The organism is Roseateles depolymerans, assembly GCF_003387155.1.
Classification (GTDB): domain Bacteria; phylum Pseudomonadota; class Gammaproteobacteria; order Burkholderiales; family Burkholderiaceae_C; genus Roseateles; species Roseateles depolymerans.
This window is the reverse complement of record NZ_QUMT01000003.1, coordinates 396,241-413,119: the sequence shown is the minus strand read 5'-3', so window position 1 is coordinate 413,119 and position 16,879 is coordinate 396,241. Positions and strand designations below refer to the sequence as shown.

The following is a 16,879-nucleotide window of genomic DNA, read 5'->3' as shown; positions in this document are numbered from 1 at the left end:
AGCTTGCAGGGGGTTCAAGCTTCCTTGATGCGCTGCGACAGATGCGCCAGCGCTTCTTCCACCTGATCCACCAGCACCAGGCACAGGTCACCCGGCTGCAGGCGTTCCAGCGCGCGGTCGATGGCATTGAACTCGCCGCGGACTTCCTCCACATGGCGCGTCCGGCTGGCGCCTTCCAGGCCCTGGCGCAGCAGGGCCAGCACCTCGCCGTCCTCACGGCCGCGCTGGCAGGCATCCTGGAACAGGATGGCGTCGTCAAAGGCCTCGCCCAGGATCTGCGTCTGGACGCGGATGTCCTCATCCCGACGATCGCCGGCGCCGGAGATCACCACCGAGCGGCGCTGCGCCGGCAGGGCCTGCACGGCGGCGACCAGGGCCTTCATGGCGTCCCCGTTGTGGCCGTAGTCGGCAATCACGGTGGCACCCCGGTAGTCCATGACGTTGAAGCGGCCCGGCACGCTGTCGGCGTCGCTCATGAAGCTGGCCAGGCCGCGGCGGATGGTGTCCCAGTCCAGACCCACGCCCCAGGCGGCCGCCACCGAGGCCATGGCGTTTTCCACCTGGAAGGGGATGGCGCCGCCGCGGGTGAAGGGGATGTCGCGCAGCGGAATTGATTCACGCCAGGCGCCTTCGGCGGCGACCAGGCTGTCACCGTCCACATAGACGCTGCGTTTGCCCTGGGCGCGGTGGGTGGCCATCAGCGGGTGATGGCGGTCGCTGGCGAAAAAGATGATCTGGCCGGGGCAGACGGCGGCCATGTTGGCCACCACCGGGTCCATCGCATTGAGCACGGCGTAGCCGTTCGGCGCCACGTTCTGCACGATGACGCGCTTGACCAGGGCCAGCTCTTCCACGGTGTTGAGGAAGTTCATGCCCAGGTGATCGCCCTCGCCGAGGTTGGTCACCACCGCCACCTGGCAGCGGTCAAAGCCCAGGCCTTCGCGCAGGATGCCGCCACGGGCGGTTTCGAACACCGCTGCTTCCACATCCGGATGCATCAGCACGTTGCGGGCGCTTTTGGGGCCGGAGCAGTCGCCGCTGTCGGTCTGGCGGCCTTCCACATAGACGCCGTCGGTGTTGGTCATGCCGACGCGCAGGCCCTGGGTGGCGAACATGTGGGCCACCAGGCGGGACGTCGTGGTCTTGCCGTTGGTGCCGGTCACCGCCACGATGGGGATGCGGCCGTCTTCATTCTTGTCACCGCGCGAGGCGTGACCGTAGAGGCTGGCGATGATGGCCTCGCCCACATCCCGGCCCTTGCCGTAGGACGGGCTCAGGTGCATGCGCAGGCCCGGCGCGGCGTTCACCTCGACGATGCCGCCGTTCTGCTCTTCCAGCGGACGCAGCACGCTTTCGGCCACCACATCGACGCCGCAGACATGCAGGCCCACCACCTGGGCCGCTGCAATGGCGCGGGCGGCCACTTCCGGATGCACATCGTCCGTCACGTCGGTGGCGGTGCCGCCGGTGGAGAGGTTGGCGTTGTTGCGCAGGATGACGCGGCGGCCCTTGTCGGGCACCGAGTCGGGCGTCAGGCCCTGCAGGTCCAGACGGGCAATGGCGATGTCGTCCAGGCGGATCTTGGTCAGCGAGGTGGCATGGCCGTCGCCGCGGCGCGGGTCTTCATTGACCTTGGCCACCAGCTCGCGCACCGTGTGCGTGCCGTCGCCGATGACGTTGGGCGGATCGCGGCGGGCGGCGGCCACGAGCTTGTCGCCCACCACCAGCAGGCGGTAGTCGCTGCCGGGCAGGAACTTCTCGACCATCACCGTGCCGATGTCCTCGGCGGCCTTGTAGGCGATCTCCAGATGCGCGCGCGAGGCGACATTGACCGTCACGCCCTTGCCCTGGTTGCCGTCCAGCGGCTTGACCACGACCGGCAGGCCGATCTCCTGGGCCACGTCCCAGGCTTCGTCCACCGAGCTGACGGGCGCGCCCACCGGCACCGGCACACCAGCCGATTGGAGCAGGCGCTTGGAGAGGTCCTTGTCCTGGGCGATGGATTCGGACACGGCACTGGTGGCGTCCACTTCCGCGGCCCAGATGCGGCGCTGCTTCACGCCCCAGCCCAGTTGCACAAGGCTGCCCTGGGTCAAGCGGCGGAAGGGGATGCCCCGCTTGCAGGCGGCTTCCACGATCGAGCCGGTCGAGGGGCCGAGGCGAATGTCCTCGTCCGTTTCACGCAGGGCCCGCACGGCGGCGTCGGCATCGAAGCTGCCACCGGTGGCGGCCGCATTGATCAGTTCCACCGCCTTGTCGAAGGCCATGCGGCCGACGTCTTCCTCGCTGTATTCCACCACCACCTGATAGGTGCCGGCCTCGGAGGTGATGTGGGTGTGGCTGTAGGTGACCGGGCAGCCGGCCTGGGCCTGCAGCGCCAGCGCGGCCTGCTCCAGCACATGGGCCAGGGAGATCGGGGTCTTGGCGCTGCTGGCCGGCCGCAGCGGGCCGACGCCGGGGAAGAGGGCGCGCAGGCGGGCCTCGAAACCGTCCATGTCGGCGATGGTGCGTTCGGTGTCGCTGCAGTGGACCACTGCTTCAATCGCGGTATGACGGCTCCACATGTTGGGGCCACGGAGTGCGCGGGTGCGAGAGACTTCCATCTGTCGTCTTTCGTTCGTCTGTTCTTTTATTGGGGCAGTTCCGGCACGAAGGTATCGAGGCCGGCAGCAATCAGTTCGGGCGAGATGCCCAGGGCCCAGGCCGCAGCAACGGCGGCGAGCACGGCATCCGGGCTGAGGTCCTGGCCGATGGCCCGGAAGCGGGCGCGCAGGCTGTCCACATTGGCGCCGGAGGTTTCCGCGCCGCCATGGGCCAGCACGGCCGCACCGCCCTGCAGGAAGACGCAGCGGCCGTCCTTGGCGCGATGGTCCACCAGGGCAGGACTGGCGGGGTCCAGGGCGTAGAAGACCACTTCCCCGTCGCACAGCGGCGCCATTTCCACGAGGCGCGGTTCGTCGGCATTCAGCACGGCGGCGCCGTCGGACAGCACTACATCCACCTGGGTGCGCAGCACCTTGTAGAGCTGGTCTTCGGTCTGGATGTCGTGGTTGTCGAGCTCGGGCACGCGGCCCATGTCGGTGACGACGCCGACCTGGCAGCGGTCGTAGGCCAGGCCGTCGCTCAGGATGATGCCGGCGCTGTTCTCCACCACGATGGCATCGACCGACCGGTTCATCAGCAGGCGGTGGCTGGCGGCCCAGTGGGCGCTGGGCTTGCGTTCCACACGGCGGGTGCCGAGGAACAGGCCATCGCCGCAGGCCAGGCCCACATGGCGGCCATTCAGATGCAGCAGCCACGCCACCAGGCGCGAGACCTGGGCCGTGCCGCGCGAGCCGGCGACGCCCACGATGGGGATGCGGCCGTTTTCGTCCTGGGCAAACAGATGGTCGATGATGGCCTGGCCCACCGGCTGCGGCATGCCTTCGGCCGGCTTCAGGTGCATCAGCAGGCCGGGGCCGGCATTGACCTCGACGATGGCGCCGCCGGTCTCGGACAGCGGCTTGCTGATGTCGCTGGTCACCAGGTCCACGCCGGCGATGTCCAGGCCAATGGTGCGGGCGGCCAGGGACACGGCATGGGCCACTTCCGGGTGAACCTGCGCGGTGCAGTCGATCGCCACGTTGCCGTTGCGCTGGATCAGCACCCGGCGGCCGGCTTCCGGCACGCCGTCGCCGGTCAGTCCCTGGCGCTGCAGCTCCAGCAGCACCACCGCGTCTTCGCGGATGTCGATGCGGTTGAGCGGGAAGTCTTCGGTCAGGCCGCGGCGCGGGTCGGTGTTGATCTGCAGGTCGATCAGCTCGATGACGGTGTGGGTGCCGTCGCCGGTGATCCAGGCTTCTTCGCCCCGGGCGGCGGCGACCACCTGGCCGCCGACGACCAGCAGCCGGTGTTCCATGCCCGGAATGTAGCTTTCAACCAACACTTCCGAGCCTTCGGCATCGGCCAGGTGGAAGGCGGCCTCGACGTCGGCCTGGCGACGCAGGTCCAGCGTGACGCCGCGACCGTGGTTGCCGTCCGACGGCTTGACCACCACCGGCAGACCCAGGTCCTGGGCCACGTCCCAGGCCTGCTCGGCCGTCTTGACGGCCTGGCCGGCGGGCACTGGTACGCCGACGGACTTGAGCAGCTCCTTGGTCAGGTCCTTGTCCCGCGCGATGCCTTCGGCAATGGCGCTGGTCATGTCGGTTTCCGCCGTCCAGATGCGGCGCTGGCGGCCGCCGTAGCCCAGCTGGACCAGGTTGCCGTCGTTCAGGCGGATGTGGGGAATGCGCCGGTCGGTGGCGGCGGCCACGATGGCGGCGGTGGAGGGGCCGAGGTAGCAGTCGTCCAGCTTGTCCCGGATGGCATGGACAGCGGCGTCCACATCGAACGGCTGGTCGTTGATGGTGGCCATCAGCAGCGCATGGCCCTGGGCCAGGGCTTCGCGGGCGACCTGCTCGTCCCGGGCGCGGAAGACCATGCGGTAGACGCCGGTCTGGCTGGTGGAGCGGGTCTGGCCAAAGCCGGTGGGCATGCCCGCCAGGTTCAGCAGCTCGATGACCACATGTTCCATCACATGGCCCATCCAGGTGCCTTCGGTCAGGCGCTGCAGGAAGCCGCCCCGCTCGCCCACGCCGCAGTGGTGCTCCACCAGGGCCGGCAGGCGCTGGGTGAGCCGCTCGGTGAAACCGGGCAGCAGGTTGGACGGATGGTTTTCCAGGTCCCCGAGGTCCAGCCAGGTTTCCAGAACCGGGCGATAGGTCCACATGTTGGGGCCGCGCAGGTAGTTGATGCGCAGGAGCTTGATGTCGTCGTGTCGGCTCATTTGGGGGGAGACGTGGAAGGGGGGACCGGCTACCGGAAGAAGAAGCAAAGCGCAATTGTGCGCTCAAGAAACGGGGGCTTCGGAGGGCGGGGTCAACCGCGGACGGTCCTGGAGAGTTTCCTTGGGAGAAAATCCTGCCATACCGTTACGGTCATTTCCTCAGAACAATCACAAATGCAGCATTCACATCCTGTCGTTTCGGCCAGTCCGGCGGCGGAGGCACTTCAAGCGCGACTGCGCCCAGGCGAGAACGTCCGGGCCGCCCTGGAGGTTGACCTCGACACCCACCTGCGCTTTTCCTCGGGCGTGCTGCAACTCACGGACCAGCGGCTGCTGGCGGCGGAGCCGGACGGTTCGTTCCAGGAATGGCTCCTGACGCCGGCCCTGCGCCTGCTGCTCAGCGACCACGCCGGCGTGGGCCTGCTGGAGCTGACGGACGGGAAAGGCCGGCTGGCCCTGTGGCGCTTCACCATGCGCGCGAATCTGCAGGCCCAGCGCTTCCAGGACGCGTTCAACACCCGGGGCGAGCCGGTTCGTGCGCAGAGCGACGAACCGGAGCTGTGCCCCAGCTGCCAGGCCGTGCTGCCGGAAGACAGCGAGGAATGCCCCAGCTGCGCCCGTGAGCTGCACACGCCGCCCTCCACCTGGGTGCTGCTGCGCCTGTGGCGTTTCGCCCGCCCCTACCAGGGCCAGCTGTTGCTCGGTTTCCTCCTGATGATGGGCGCCACCGGCGCCACGCTGGTCTCCCCCTACCTGACCATGCCGCTGATGGACAAGGTGCTGATTCCTTTCCAGCAGGGGCAGCAGATCGATCCCAGCCTGGTGGTGCTCTATCTCAGCGGGCTGCTGGGAGCGGCCATCGTCTCCTGGGTGCTGGGCTGGGCCAAGACCTACATCCTGGCGCTGGTGTCCGAGCGAATTGCTGCAGATTTGCGCACGACAACCTTTGAGCACCTGATGGGGCTGTCCCTGGAATATTTCGGCTCCAAGCGGACCGGGGACCTGATGAGCCGCATCGGCTCTGAAACCGACCGGATCAGCGTGTTCCTGTCGCTGCATGCGCTGGACTTCATCACCGACTGCCTGATGCTGGGCATGATCACCGTGATCCTGTTCAGCACCAATCCCTGGCTGGCCCTGGCCACGCTGGTGCCGCTGCCCTTCATCGCGTGGATGATCCACATGGTGCGGGACCGCCTGCGCACCGGCTTCGAGAAGATCGACCGGGTGTGGGGCGAAGTGACCTCGGTGCTGGCCGACACGATTCCCGGCATCCGGGTGGTGAAGGCGTTTGCGCAGGAGCGCCGTGAGGCGCAGCGCTTCAAGCAAGCCAATGACCACAACCTGGAGGTCAACGACCGGCTGAACAAGACCTGGAGCCTGTTCTCGCCCACCGTGGCCCTGCTCACGGAAATCGGCCTGCTGGTGGTGTGGGCGTTTGGCATCTACCTGATTGCGCATTCGCAGATCACCGTCGGTACGCTGACCGCCTTCCTGGCCTACATCGGCCGCTTCTACGGCCGGCTGGATTCGATGAGCCGCATCGTGTCGGTGACGCAAAAGGCTGCCGCTGGCGCCAAGCGCATCTTCGACATCCTGGACCATCAGTCCAATGTGCCCGAACCCACCAACCCGGTGAAGCTGGACCGGGTGGAGGGCGCCATCACGCTGCAGGACATTGGTTTCCGTTACGGCAACCGTACGGTGATCCGCGACCTGAACCTGCAGATCAAGCCCGGCGAGATGATCGGCCTGGTGGGCCATAGCGGCTCGGGCAAGAGCACGCTGGTCAACCTGATCTGCCGTTTCTATGACGTGACCGAGGGCGCCATCAAGGTGGACGGGGTGGACCTGCGGCGCTTCCGCCTGTCCGACTTCCGTCGCCACATCGGCCTGGTGCTGCAGGAGCCGTTCCTGTTCTTCGGCACCATCGCCGAGAACATCGCCTACGGCAAGCCGGACGCGACCCGCGAGGAGATCGTGGCGGCGGCCCGCGCGGCGCATGCGCATGAATTCATCCTGCGGCTGCCCCAGGGGTACGACTCGTTGGTGGGCGAGCGCGGCCAGGGCTTGTCCGGGGGCGAGCGCCAGCGGATCTCGATTGCCCGTGCACTGCTGATCGACCCGCGCATCCTGATCATGGACGAAGCCACCTCGGCGGTGGACACCGAGACGGAGAAGGAAATCCAGAAGGCGCTGGACAACCTGGTGCGGGGCCGCACGACGATTGCGATTGCCCACCGCCTGTCCACGCTGCGCAAGGCGGATCGCCTGGTGGTGATGGACCGCGGCGAGATCGTGGAAGTCGGCCCGCATGACGAGCTGATCGCCAAGCAGGGCGCCTACTGGCGACTGTGGGAGGCGCAGGCCCGCCGGGTGGACCAGGAGGCGGAGGAAGCGGTGGTCATCGTGCCGCCCAATGCCAATGCCCACACCGCGAATGCCTGAGGCCGGGAGACCCTTGATGAGCAACATTCAACATCTGGTCCGCAATGCGTTCGGCCGCCTGCAACTGGTGGACCTGCAAGGCCGCATTCATGACAACGTGACGCCGGTGCGGGCGCATCCGCTGAGCGCGCCCGACGAGGGCATTGCGCTGGTGGGCGAGGACGGGCATGAGATCGCCTGGATCGACCATCTGGACCGCCAGCCTGAAGCGGTGCGCAGTCTGCTTCGCGAGGAGTTCGCAGCCCGGGAGCTGATGCCGACGGTGCATCGGGTGCTCGCGGTGTCGACCTTCTCCACGCCGAGCGAATGGACGGTGGAGACGGATCGCGGAGAGACGCGCTTCATCCTCAAGAGCGAGGAAGACATCCGTCGGCTGGGGGAAGGGCGGCTGCTGATTGGCAGCAGCCATGGCATTCATTTCCTGGTGCCGGACCGGTTTGCGATGGATCGGCAGTCGAAGAAGTTGCTGGAGCGGTTTCTGTAAGGCTCGCCCCGTTTGCATCACTCCTCTCGTCTTGGTGGCGATCGTCAGAACAGCGCCGGCGACCGCTGATAAATCAGCATGTACACGCCAATGGCGATCTCCACGACGCCAAGCAAGACAGCTGGGAACCCTTCGATCACCAGGTAACCATCTCCATCCTCCGAGTCGCCGCCGAACTTGGCCTCCCGTTTGAGGATGGTCCGCACGCCTGCAGTGATGGCCACGATGGCGAGCAGGATGATGATGATCTTCAAAAACATGGGTGGGGATCCCTGGACTCTGGCGCTGAAGCAAACGGCGCGAATTTGAGCACAGCCACGTGTCACGCACACCACCAACCTGGCTGTGCACCAGAGCGCTGGCGCCGGACCGTACCGCCTTCTCCGCTGGGCTCGCACGCGCTTCACGCGTCTCGAATTCCACTCAAGCCAGTCGGTCGGTGACCGGTTCCGGGCGCACAAGAGCGAACCGAGGCAATCCCAGGTGATACGCCGCCGCACACCATTCCGTTAGCTTCATCTCATGCCAGATGGCAACTTGATGAACCAATTGTTTGGGTGCACAATAAATGCGGACAGTCATTGAAACGCCCACTTTTCAGCGGCAGGCTGCTGATGTGTGGTCAGAGGCCGAGCGGCATGAATTCATCGATTTCATCGCCAACCACCCTGACGCCGGAGACGTCATTCCCGGCGCAGAGGGGGCGCGAAAAGTGCGTTGGGGGCGTGAGGGACTGGGTAAACGCGGTGGCGTGCGGGTGGTGTATTGGCACTGGGTAGAAGATCAGGTGGTTCTCCTGGCACTCCTCTATGCCAAGTCCGATCGCGACAACGTCAGCCGGAAGCGACTCTTTTGGAGCATGAAATGAAGGCCCTGAAAAACCTGGATATCGACAAAGTTGCCGCGGCCATCGAGGCCGATGCTGGCGAGTCTCTCCGTGGTCTGCGTGAATCGCTGGCCGAAGCGAAGGCCGGCGTGAGTGGCGTCGTCCACACGCCTGAAGACATCGCGAAGCGACGCAGAGGGCGACCGATGGGAAGCAAGGCCGCCCAGACCAAACAGCCCGTGAAACTGCGCCTGGACCAGGACATCCTGACCGCCTTGCGCGCCACCGGTGACGGATGGCAGACGCGGATCAACGACATGCTGCGTGCATCGTTGATCTTGAGCGGTCATCTCCAGACGCCCCGCTGAGGCAAGGCGGGTCATGCCCCGCAGTTCTGATTAAGTAGTTTTGCGCTACCCCCACCCCGCCCCGGCTCGTCCTACAATTGACGCGAACGTCAACTGCATGCCGTGCACGTCAGCCAAACCCAGGAGCATCCTCCCCGGGGCGGTGGCCGTACCGGCCTGGCACTGACCCTCACGCTCGAACCATCAAAGAATCTGTCCTGCCCGGCCTCATCGCTGGTCAGAGGCGGTCGAGGAGACATACGGATGAACCTGCCTGGCCTGAACTTTTTCCTGGGCGAAGACATTGAAGCCCTGCGCGACACCGTGCGGGCCTTCGCCGAAGCGGAGATCGCCCCCCGCGCCGCCGAGATCGACCGCAGCGACCAGTTCCCCATGGACCTGTGGCGCAAGATGGGCGACCTGGGCGTGCTGGGCATCACCGTCCCCGAGGAATTCGGCGGCGCCGGCATGGGCTACCTGGCCCACATGGTCGCCATGGAAGAGATCAGCCGCGCCTCCGCCTCGGTCGGCCTGAGCTACGGCGCCCACAGCAACCTGTGCGTCAATCAGATCAAGCGCAACGGCACGGACGCCCAAAAGCGCAAATACCTGCCCAAGCTGATCAGCGGCGAACACGTCGGCGCGCTGGCCATGAGCGAGCCCGGCGCCGGCTCCGACGTGGTCAGCATGAAGCTGCGGGCCGAAGACAAGGGCGGCTACTACGTCCTCAACGGCAACAAGATGTGGATCACCAACGGCCCCGATGCCGACACCCTGGTGGTCTACGCCAAGACCGAGCCCGAGCTCGGCGCCCGCGGCATGACCGCCTTCCTGATCGAGAAGGGCATGAAGGGGTTCTCCATCGCCCAGAAGCTGGACAAGCTCGGCATGCGCGGCAGCCACACCGGTGAGCTGGTGTTCAAGGACGTGGAAGTGCCGGCCGAGAACGTGCTGGGCACCGTCGGCGGGGGCACCAAGGTGCTGATGTCGGGCCTGGACTATGAACGCGCCGTGCTGGCCGCCGGCCCCATCGGCATCATGCAGGCGGTGATGGACAACGTCACGCCCTACATCCACGACCGCAAGCAGTTCGGCCAAAGCATCGGCGAGTTCCAGCTCATCCAGGGCAAGATGGCCGACATGTACACCGTGCTGCAGGCCGCACGCGCGTTCTGCTATACGGTGGGCAAGAACCTCGACGCCCTGGACGGCGCCCATGTGCGCCAGGTGCGCAAGGACTGCGCCTCCGTCATCCTCTGGTGCGCCGAAAAGGCCACCTGGATGGCCGGTGAAGGCATCCAGATCTTCGGGGGCAACGGCTACATCAACGAATACCCGCTGGGCCGGCTGTGGCGTGACGCCAAGCTCTACGAAATCGGGGCGGGCACGTCCGAGATCCGGCGCATGCTGATCGGTCGCGAGCTGTTCGCCGAGACGATGTAAGGGTCGCTGCCCGGCCTGCGAAGGTCGGCCTGGCCGGCCGGTGACAAAATCGGACCCATGAGCACGAACGAACTCCAAGACCTGCTGAACAACAACAAGCGTTGGGCCGCGCAGACGGAAGACGACACCCCTGGGTTCTTCTCCCGCCTGCTCAAGCAGCAGACCCCCCAGTACCTGTGGATCGGCTGCGCCGACAGCCGCGTTCCCGCCAACGAACTGGTGGACCTGCTGCCCGGTGAGCTGTTCGTGCATCGCAACGTGGCCAACGTGGTGGTGCACTCCGACCTGAACTGCCTCTCGGTGATGCAGTTCGCAGTGGATGAGCTGAAGGTGCGCCACATCATCATCGTCGGCCACAGCAACTGCGGGGGTGTGCGCGCCGCCTTGCAGGACCTGCGCGTGGGCCTGGTGGACAACTGGCTGCGCCACGTCCAGGACGTGCGCAATCATCACCAGGACTGGCTGGAGCAACTGCCGCAGGACCAGCGCGTCAACGCCCTGTGCGAGCTGAACGTGCTGGAACAGGCCCGCAACGCCTGCCAGACCACGGTGGTGCAGGATGCCTGGGCCCGCGGACAGTCCGTCACCGTGCACGGCTGGGTCTATGGCCTGCACAACGGCTTGCTCAAGGACCTCAGCGTGTCGGCCGCCCATGCGGACGACGTCACCCCGGCCTACCGCCGCGCACTGGCGGCCCTGCATCAGCGCTACGAAGCCGCGCGGGGCGCCGGTCCGGCATCGACCGCGGTCCCAACTGCTGCTCAGGGGTCGGCATCGACCTCGCCGCAGGGCTGAACCCGTCGGCACGGACCCGAAAGACGCCGCGCCCACCCCGCGCCCACCCCGCGCCCACCCCGCGCCGACTCGATCTCCCACCAGCAGGCAGGCCCATGTTTCCTCATGAACTGACCGACCCACGCGCCTTCCAGATCGCGATGGCCCTGCTGGAGGGCTTCAACAAGCACTACCGTCTGTTCCGTGCCGCCAGTGCCAGCGCCAAGCAGCGCTTCGAGCAGGCCGACTGGCGCGGCCAGCAGCGGGCGCAGCGCGAGCGGATCGAGTTCTACGATCTGCGGGTGGACGAAGCCGTGACGCTGCTGGAGCAGCGCTACCAGGCCAGCGCCCTGCCCACCGACGTCTGGCAGCAGGTCAAGCTGCACTACATCGGGCTGCTGACCAACCACCGCCAGCCGGAGCTGGCCGAGACCTTCTTCAATTCGGTCTGCACCCGGCTGCTGCACCACAGCTACTTCCACAACGACTTCATCTTCGTGCGGCCCGCCATCTCGACCGAATACATCGAGAACGACGAGCCCGCCGCGCAACCCACCTACCGCTGCTACTACCCCTCGCACGACACGCTGCGCGACACCTTCATGCGCATCGTCTGGAACTTCCAGCTCGACCTGGAGTTCGAGGACCTGGGGCGGGACATCGACTGCGTGCTGCAGGCCATCAGCCGCGAACTGGGCAACTTCCGCTGGCGCACGAATTTCCAGGTGCAGGTGCTGTCGTCGCTGTTCTATCGGAACAAGGGCGCCTACATCGTGGGCAAGATCGTCAATGGCTTCACCGAGACGGCCTTTGCGCTGCCCATCCTGCATCTGGAGACGCCGTCGTCGGCGGGGGCTGCAGGTCACTCGGGCGGGGCCGCCGCGACGGCCGACATCACGCCCACTGACGACTTCACCGCCAGGTCCACCGACGGATCGCCGGGCCTGCTCTACATCGATGCAGCCCTCTTCGGCGAAGACGACCTGCTGATGCTGTTCAGCTTCGCCCGCGCCTACTTCCTGGTGGACATGGAAGTGCCCAGCGCCTACGTGCAGTTCCTGCGCTCGCTGATGCCGCGCAAGCCGCGCTCGGAGATCTATTCCGCGCTGGGCCTGCAGAAGCAGGGCAAGAACCTGTTCTACCGGGACTTCCTCAACCATCTGCGCCACAGCTCGGACAAATTCCGCATCGCGCCCGGCATCAAGGGCATGGTGATGCTGGTGTTCGACCTGCCCTCCTATCCCTTCGTATTCAAGGTGATCAAGGACTTCTACCCGCCGCAGAAGGACACCACCCGCGAACAGATCCAGCGCAAGTACCTGCTGGTGAAGCAGCACGACCGGGTGGGCCGCATGGCCGACACGCTGGAATACACCCGCGTCGCGTTCCCGCGCCACCGTTTCGAGGAAGAGCTGGTGGCCGAGCTCAAGCATTTCTGCCCCAGCCTGGTCGAGGAAAACGGCGACGACCTGATCATCCACCACCTCTACATCGAGCGCCGCATGGTGCCGCTCAACATCTACCTGCAGGAAGCCTCGCCGGCCCAGTTGCAGCATGCAGTGGTGGAGTACGGCAATGCGATCAAGGACCTGGTGGCCGCCAACATCTTTCCCGGCGACATGCTGTGGAAGAACTTCGGCGTGACCCGCCACGGCAAGGTGGTGTTCTATGACTATGACGAAATCGAATACCTGACCGACTGCAATTTCCGGGAGGTGCCCGCCCCGCGCAATGAAGAGGACGAAATGTCCGGCGAGGTCTGGTATCCGGTTGGCAAGCACGACGTCTTCCCGGAGACCTTCGGCCCTTTCCTGCTCGGCCACGGCGAGGTGCGGGAGGCCTTCATGGCCCACCATGCGGACCTGCTGGAGCCGGCCTTCTGGCAGACGCACAAGCAGCGCATTCTGGCGGGCCATGTGCACGACGTGTTTCCCTACGATTCCCACAAGCGCTTCCGGGTGCAGGCGGCCGAGCCGACCCCGCAGGCGCCCGAGCCGGAGCATCGCGAACTGCCCATCCAGTGACCGCGCCGGTGCCTTCGATCCACAAGCTGAACCAAGGAGACTTTCATGTCCGATCCCATCGTCATCGTGTCTGCCGCACGCACGCCCATCGGCGGCCTGCTGGGTGATTTCGCCGGGCTGTCCGCCTGGGAGCTGGGCGCCGTTGCGATCAAGGCCGCGGTCGAGCGCGCCGGCGTGCCCGGCGACGCCATCAACGAAGCCTTCATCGGCAACTGCCTGATGGCCGGCCAGGGCCAGGCCCCGGCGCGCCAGGCCGTGCTCAAGGCCGGCCTGCCGCAATCGGTGGGCGCGGTCACGCTGTCCAAGATGTGCGGCGCCGGCATGCGGGCCGTCATGTTCGCCCACGACACGCTCAAGGCGGAAAGCGCCGATGTGCTGATCGCCGGCGGCATGGAGTCCATGACCAATGCCCCGCACCTGATGTTCGCGCGCAAGGGCGTGAAGTACGGCGCCACGCAGATGTATGACCACATGGCCCTGGACGGCCTGGAAGACGCCTACGAGCGCGGCAAGGCCATGGGCGTGTTTGCCGAGCAGTGCGTGGACAAGTACGCCTTCACCCGCGAAGCGCAGGACCAGTTCGCCATCGCCTCCACCGAGCGCAGCAAGCGGGCCAATGAGGACGGCAGCTTCGCCTGGGAAATCGCGCCGGTGACGCTGGCCGGCAAGGGCGGCGACACCGTCATCTCTCGCGACGAGCAGCCCTTCAAGGCCAAGCTGGACAAGATCCCCACGCTCAAGCCGGCGTTCAAGAAGGACGGCAGCATCACCGCCGCCACGTCCTCGTCCATCAGCGACGGCGCCGCAGCGCTGGTGCTGATGCGTGAATCCACCGCCCGCGCCCGCGGCCTGACGCCGGTGGCCCGCATCGTCGGAACCGCCGTGCACGCCAATGCGCCGGAATGGTTCACCACCGCCCCGGTCGGCGCCATCCAGAAGCTGCTGGCCAAGAACCAGTGGGACGCCAAGAGCGTGGACCTGTGGGAAGTGAACGAGGCCTTCGCCGCTGTGACCATGGCCGCCATGGCCGAGTTCAAGCTGCCGCATGAGATCGTCAACGTGAACGGCGGTGCGGTGGCCCTGGGCCATCCGATCGGCGCTTCCGGCGCCCGCATCCTGGTGACCCTGCTGGGGGCGCTGAAGCATCGCCAGCTCAAGCGAGGCGTGGCCGCGCTGTGCATCGGCGGGGGTGAAGCCACGGCCGTCGGCGTGGAGCTGATCTGATGACCCAGGTGCTGATCATTGGGGCCTCGCGCGGCATCGGCCTGGAGCTGGTGCGCCAGCACCGCGAGTCCGGCGACCAGGTGGTGGCCACGGCCCGGGACGAGGAAAGCCTGCAACGCCTGCGCGCCCTGGGCGCCACGGCGATCAAGCTGGACGTGTCGGACGTGGTCAGCATTGCCGGGCTGGCCTGGCAGCTGGACGGCTTCCAGTTCAACCGCGTGATGTACGTGGCCGGACTCTACGGCCCGCGCACCATCGGCCTGCAGCCGCCCAGCCAGGCCGACTTCGACGCGGTCATGCACACCAACGTGCTGGGCCCGATGCGGGTGCTGCCGCAATTGCTGGACGCGCTGGCGCCGGATGCCCGCATTGGCATCCTGTCGTCCCGCATGGGCTCGCTCACGCTGCGGGCCAATTCCGCGGGCTGGGTCTACCGGGCCTCCAAGGCGGCGGTGAATTCGGTGATGAAGGACATGGCCCTGGCGCTGGACGGCCGGGCCCTGTGCGTCAGCCTGCATCCGGGCTGGGTGAAGACCGACATGGGCGGGCAGGAAGCCGACATCGACGTGGCCACCAGCGCCGCCAGCCTGCGCAAGGTGCTGGACGGCCTGACGGCAGGCGACAACGGCGCTTTCTTCAATTACGACGGCCAGCCGCTGCCCTGGTGAGGACCCTGACCCATGCTGCTTTCTGAAGACCATCGCGCCGTGCAGGACGCCGTCCGCGCCTTTGTAGAGGACCAGATCACGCCGTTTGCGGCGGAGTGGGACAAGTCCCACCAGTTCCCGGCCGAAGCGCTCAAGGGCCTGGCCGCCCTGGGCTGCTATGGCGTGGCCGTGCCCACGGAGTACGACGGCGCTGGCCTGGACTACCTGGCACTGGCCGTGATCCTGGAAGAGATCGCTGCCGGGGACGGCGCCACCTCCACCGTGGTGAGCGTCAACAACTGCCCGGTGTGCAGCATTCTGATGGCCTTCGGCAACGAGGACCAGAAGGAGCGTTTTCTCAAGCCATTGGCCCGCGGCGACATGCTGGGCGCCTTCTGCCTGACCGAGCCGCATGTGGGCTCCGAGGCCGGCGGCCTGCGGACCACCGCGGTGCGGGACGGGGACGACTACGTGCTGAACGGGGTGAAGCAGTTCATCACCAGCGGCAAGAACGGGGACGTGGCCATCGTGATGGCGGTCACCGACAAGGCCGCCGGCAAGAAGGGCATCAGCGCCTTCCTGGTGCCGACGCGCACGCCCGGCTACGTCGTGGCGCGGGTGGAGGACAAGATGGGCCAGCATGCCAGCGACACCGCCCAGATCCTGTTCGAGAATTGCCGCGTGCCGGCCGCCAACCGGCTGGGCGAAGAGGGGCAGGGACTGAAGATCGCCTTGTCCGGCCTGGAGGGGGGACGCATCGGCATCGCCTCCCAGTCGGTCGGCATGGCGCGCGCGGCTTTCGACGCGGCGCTGAAGTACAGCCGCGAGCGGGTCGCCTTTGGCGTGCCGATCTTCGAGCACCAGGTCATCCAGCACAAGCTGGCCGACATGGCCACCCAGATCGAGGCCGCCCGTCAGCTGATCTGGCATGCCGCCAGCCTGAAGGATGCGGGCCAGCCCTGTCTCAAGGAAGCGGCCATGGCCAAGCTCTTTGCCAGCGAGATGGCGGAGAAGGTCTGCTCGGCCGCCATCCAGGTGCATGGGGGCTACGGCTATGTGAGCGACTTCCCGGTGGAGCGCATCTACCGCGACGTGCGGGTCACGCAGATCTACGAAGGGACCTCCGAGGTCCAGAAGATCCTGATCGGCCGGGCGCTTTGAGCGTCATTGCACGCCCGTGCCCGGCGAGCGGGCTCAATAGCTGATCGTCACCGTCACCGTGTCGGTGTAGGACCCAGGCACCACGTTGGCCAGCGACGGCAGGCGGCCATACACCGTATGGCTCTGGACGCTGCCGGTGCCGGTGCCGTTCTTGGCGCTGCTGGCGGCGGTCCCGTCGCCCCAGACCGTGGACCGGCCCGAATCCAGATAGAGCTGATAGGCCAGGGTGTCCGCACCGCTTTTCATCGTCCGGTTGGCGAAGTTGGTGGCGCCGCCCGCGTTCGCGCCGGCGCTGAGCGAGACGGTGTAGGGCGTAGTGTTGGAGCAGGTCACCGTCAGCGTCGAGGTGGCATCCAGCGGCGTGGACACCGACAGCGGGTCGATCGCACTGCCGAAATTCAGCGACGAGCCCGACACCGTGCAGGCGCTGGTGATGGTGGCCGTGACCGGGAAGGTCGAGGTCACCGGGGTGGCCGCACCGGCGTACTGGGACAGGCAGAACAGGCCCAGGCCGACCAACAGCACCGACCCTTGCATCAGGCGGGTGGCAAGCGTTGAACGGCGAGTGGCGGTGCGAACGTTTGACATGACGGGCTCCCTGTTTGGATGGTTCGCATCTTCCCGGGGCGGCCGTGTCGGCAACAGACGGCGCCTGCCCAAGCGGCCGTGCGGGGATGGCATCAGCCGATGTAGG

14 protein-coding genes are annotated in these 16,879 nt (G+C 66.6%); 10 read left to right on the top strand and 4 right to left on the bottom strand.

The features are described 5' to 3' along the window. Window positions 1-14: 14 nt before the first annotated feature. Both cphA and DES44_RS15630 read right to left on the bottom strand, forming a co-directional pair. Window positions 15-2,603, bottom strand: a complete 2,589-nt coding sequence (cphA, locus tag DES44_RS15635; RefSeq protein ID WP_058933804.1) for a cyanophycin synthetase — start codon at window positions 2,601-2,603, stop codon at window positions 15-17. 26 nt (window positions 2,604-2,629) lie between these two features. Beyond that, window positions 2,630-4,807, bottom strand: coding sequence for a cyanophycin synthetase (locus tag DES44_RS15630; protein WP_058933805.1), 2,178 nt, complete (start codon window positions 4,805-4,807; stop codon window positions 2,630-2,632). A gap of 174 nt (window positions 4,808-4,981) precedes the next feature. Between DES44_RS15630 and DES44_RS15625 the strand changes: the two genes are divergently transcribed. Beyond that, window positions 4,982-7,255, top strand: coding sequence for a cyanophycin metabolism-associated ABC transporter (locus DES44_RS15625; protein ID WP_058933806.1), 2,274 nt, complete (start codon window positions 4,982-4,984; stop codon window positions 7,253-7,255). A gap of 16 nt (window positions 7,256-7,271) precedes the next feature. Next, window positions 7,272-7,739, top strand: coding sequence for a cyanophycin metabolism-associated DUF1854 family protein (locus DES44_RS15620; protein ID WP_058933807.1), 468 nt, complete (start codon window positions 7,272-7,274; stop codon window positions 7,737-7,739). Window positions 7,740-7,783: 44 nt separating this feature from the next. Here the strand turns inward: DES44_RS15620 and DES44_RS15615 are convergent, their stop codons facing one another. Continuing rightward, window positions 7,784-7,999 (bottom strand): hypothetical protein, encoded by a 216-nt coding sequence (locus DES44_RS15615; RefSeq protein ID WP_058933808.1) that lies wholly within the window; start codon window positions 7,997-7,999, stop codon window positions 7,784-7,786. A gap of 308 nt (window positions 8,000-8,307) precedes the next feature. Here DES44_RS15615 and DES44_RS15610 point away from each other — a divergent pair, with 308 nt between their 5' ends. From DES44_RS15610 to DES44_RS15575, 8 genes are all read left to right on the top strand, one after another. Then, a complete protein-coding gene (locus DES44_RS15610) occupies window positions 8,308-8,607 on the top strand; it encodes a type II toxin-antitoxin system RelE/ParE family toxin (RefSeq protein ID WP_058933809.1) in 300 nt (99 codons plus the stop codon). Continuing rightward, window positions 8,604-8,933, top strand: coding sequence for a BrnA antitoxin family protein (locus tag DES44_RS15605; protein WP_083525316.1), 330 nt, complete (start codon window positions 8,604-8,606; stop codon window positions 8,931-8,933). The genes DES44_RS15610 and DES44_RS15605 overlap by 4 nt, the downstream gene beginning before the upstream one ends. A gap of 243 nt (window positions 8,934-9,176) precedes the next feature. Beyond that, window positions 9,177-10,355, top strand: a complete 1,179-nt coding sequence (locus DES44_RS15600; protein WP_058933810.1) for an isovaleryl-CoA dehydrogenase — start codon at window positions 9,177-9,179, stop codon at window positions 10,353-10,355. 57 nt (window positions 10,356-10,412) lie between these two features. After that, window positions 10,413-11,150 (top strand): carbonate dehydratase, encoded by a 738-nt coding sequence (gene can, locus DES44_RS15595; protein WP_058933811.1) that lies wholly within the window; start codon window positions 10,413-10,415, stop codon window positions 11,148-11,150. A gap of 95 nt (window positions 11,151-11,245) precedes the next feature. Then, on the top strand, window positions 11,246-13,153 hold the full coding sequence (gene aceK / locus DES44_RS15590) for a bifunctional isocitrate dehydrogenase kinase/phosphatase (protein ID WP_058933812.1): 1,908 nt from the start codon (window positions 11,246-11,248) through the stop codon (window positions 13,151-13,153). A 45-nt stretch (window positions 13,154-13,198) separates the two neighbouring features. Then, window positions 13,199-14,377, top strand: coding sequence for an acetyl-CoA C-acyltransferase (locus DES44_RS15585; protein WP_058933813.1), 1,179 nt, complete (start codon window positions 13,199-13,201; stop codon window positions 14,375-14,377). Further along, window positions 14,377-15,045: an SDR family oxidoreductase gene (locus DES44_RS15580; protein ID WP_058933814.1), complete on the top strand. Its 669-nt coding sequence runs from the start codon at window positions 14,377-14,379 to the stop codon at window positions 15,043-15,045. The genes DES44_RS15585 and DES44_RS15580 overlap by 1 nt, the downstream gene beginning before the upstream one ends. Window positions 15,046-15,057: 12 nt before the next feature. Next, window positions 15,058-16,185 (top strand): acyl-CoA dehydrogenase family protein, encoded by a 1,128-nt coding sequence (locus DES44_RS15575; RefSeq protein ID WP_058933815.1) that lies wholly within the window; start codon window positions 15,058-15,060, stop codon window positions 16,183-16,185. A gap of 33 nt (window positions 16,186-16,218) precedes the next feature. On the opposite strand, the gene DES44_RS15570 is transcribed toward DES44_RS15575, so the two are convergent. Further along, entirely contained in the window at window positions 16,219-16,773 is a 555-nt protein-coding gene (locus DES44_RS15570; protein ID WP_198164894.1) for a Csu type fimbrial protein, read from the bottom strand. Between the last annotated feature and the right edge of the window lie 106 nt (window positions 16,774-16,879).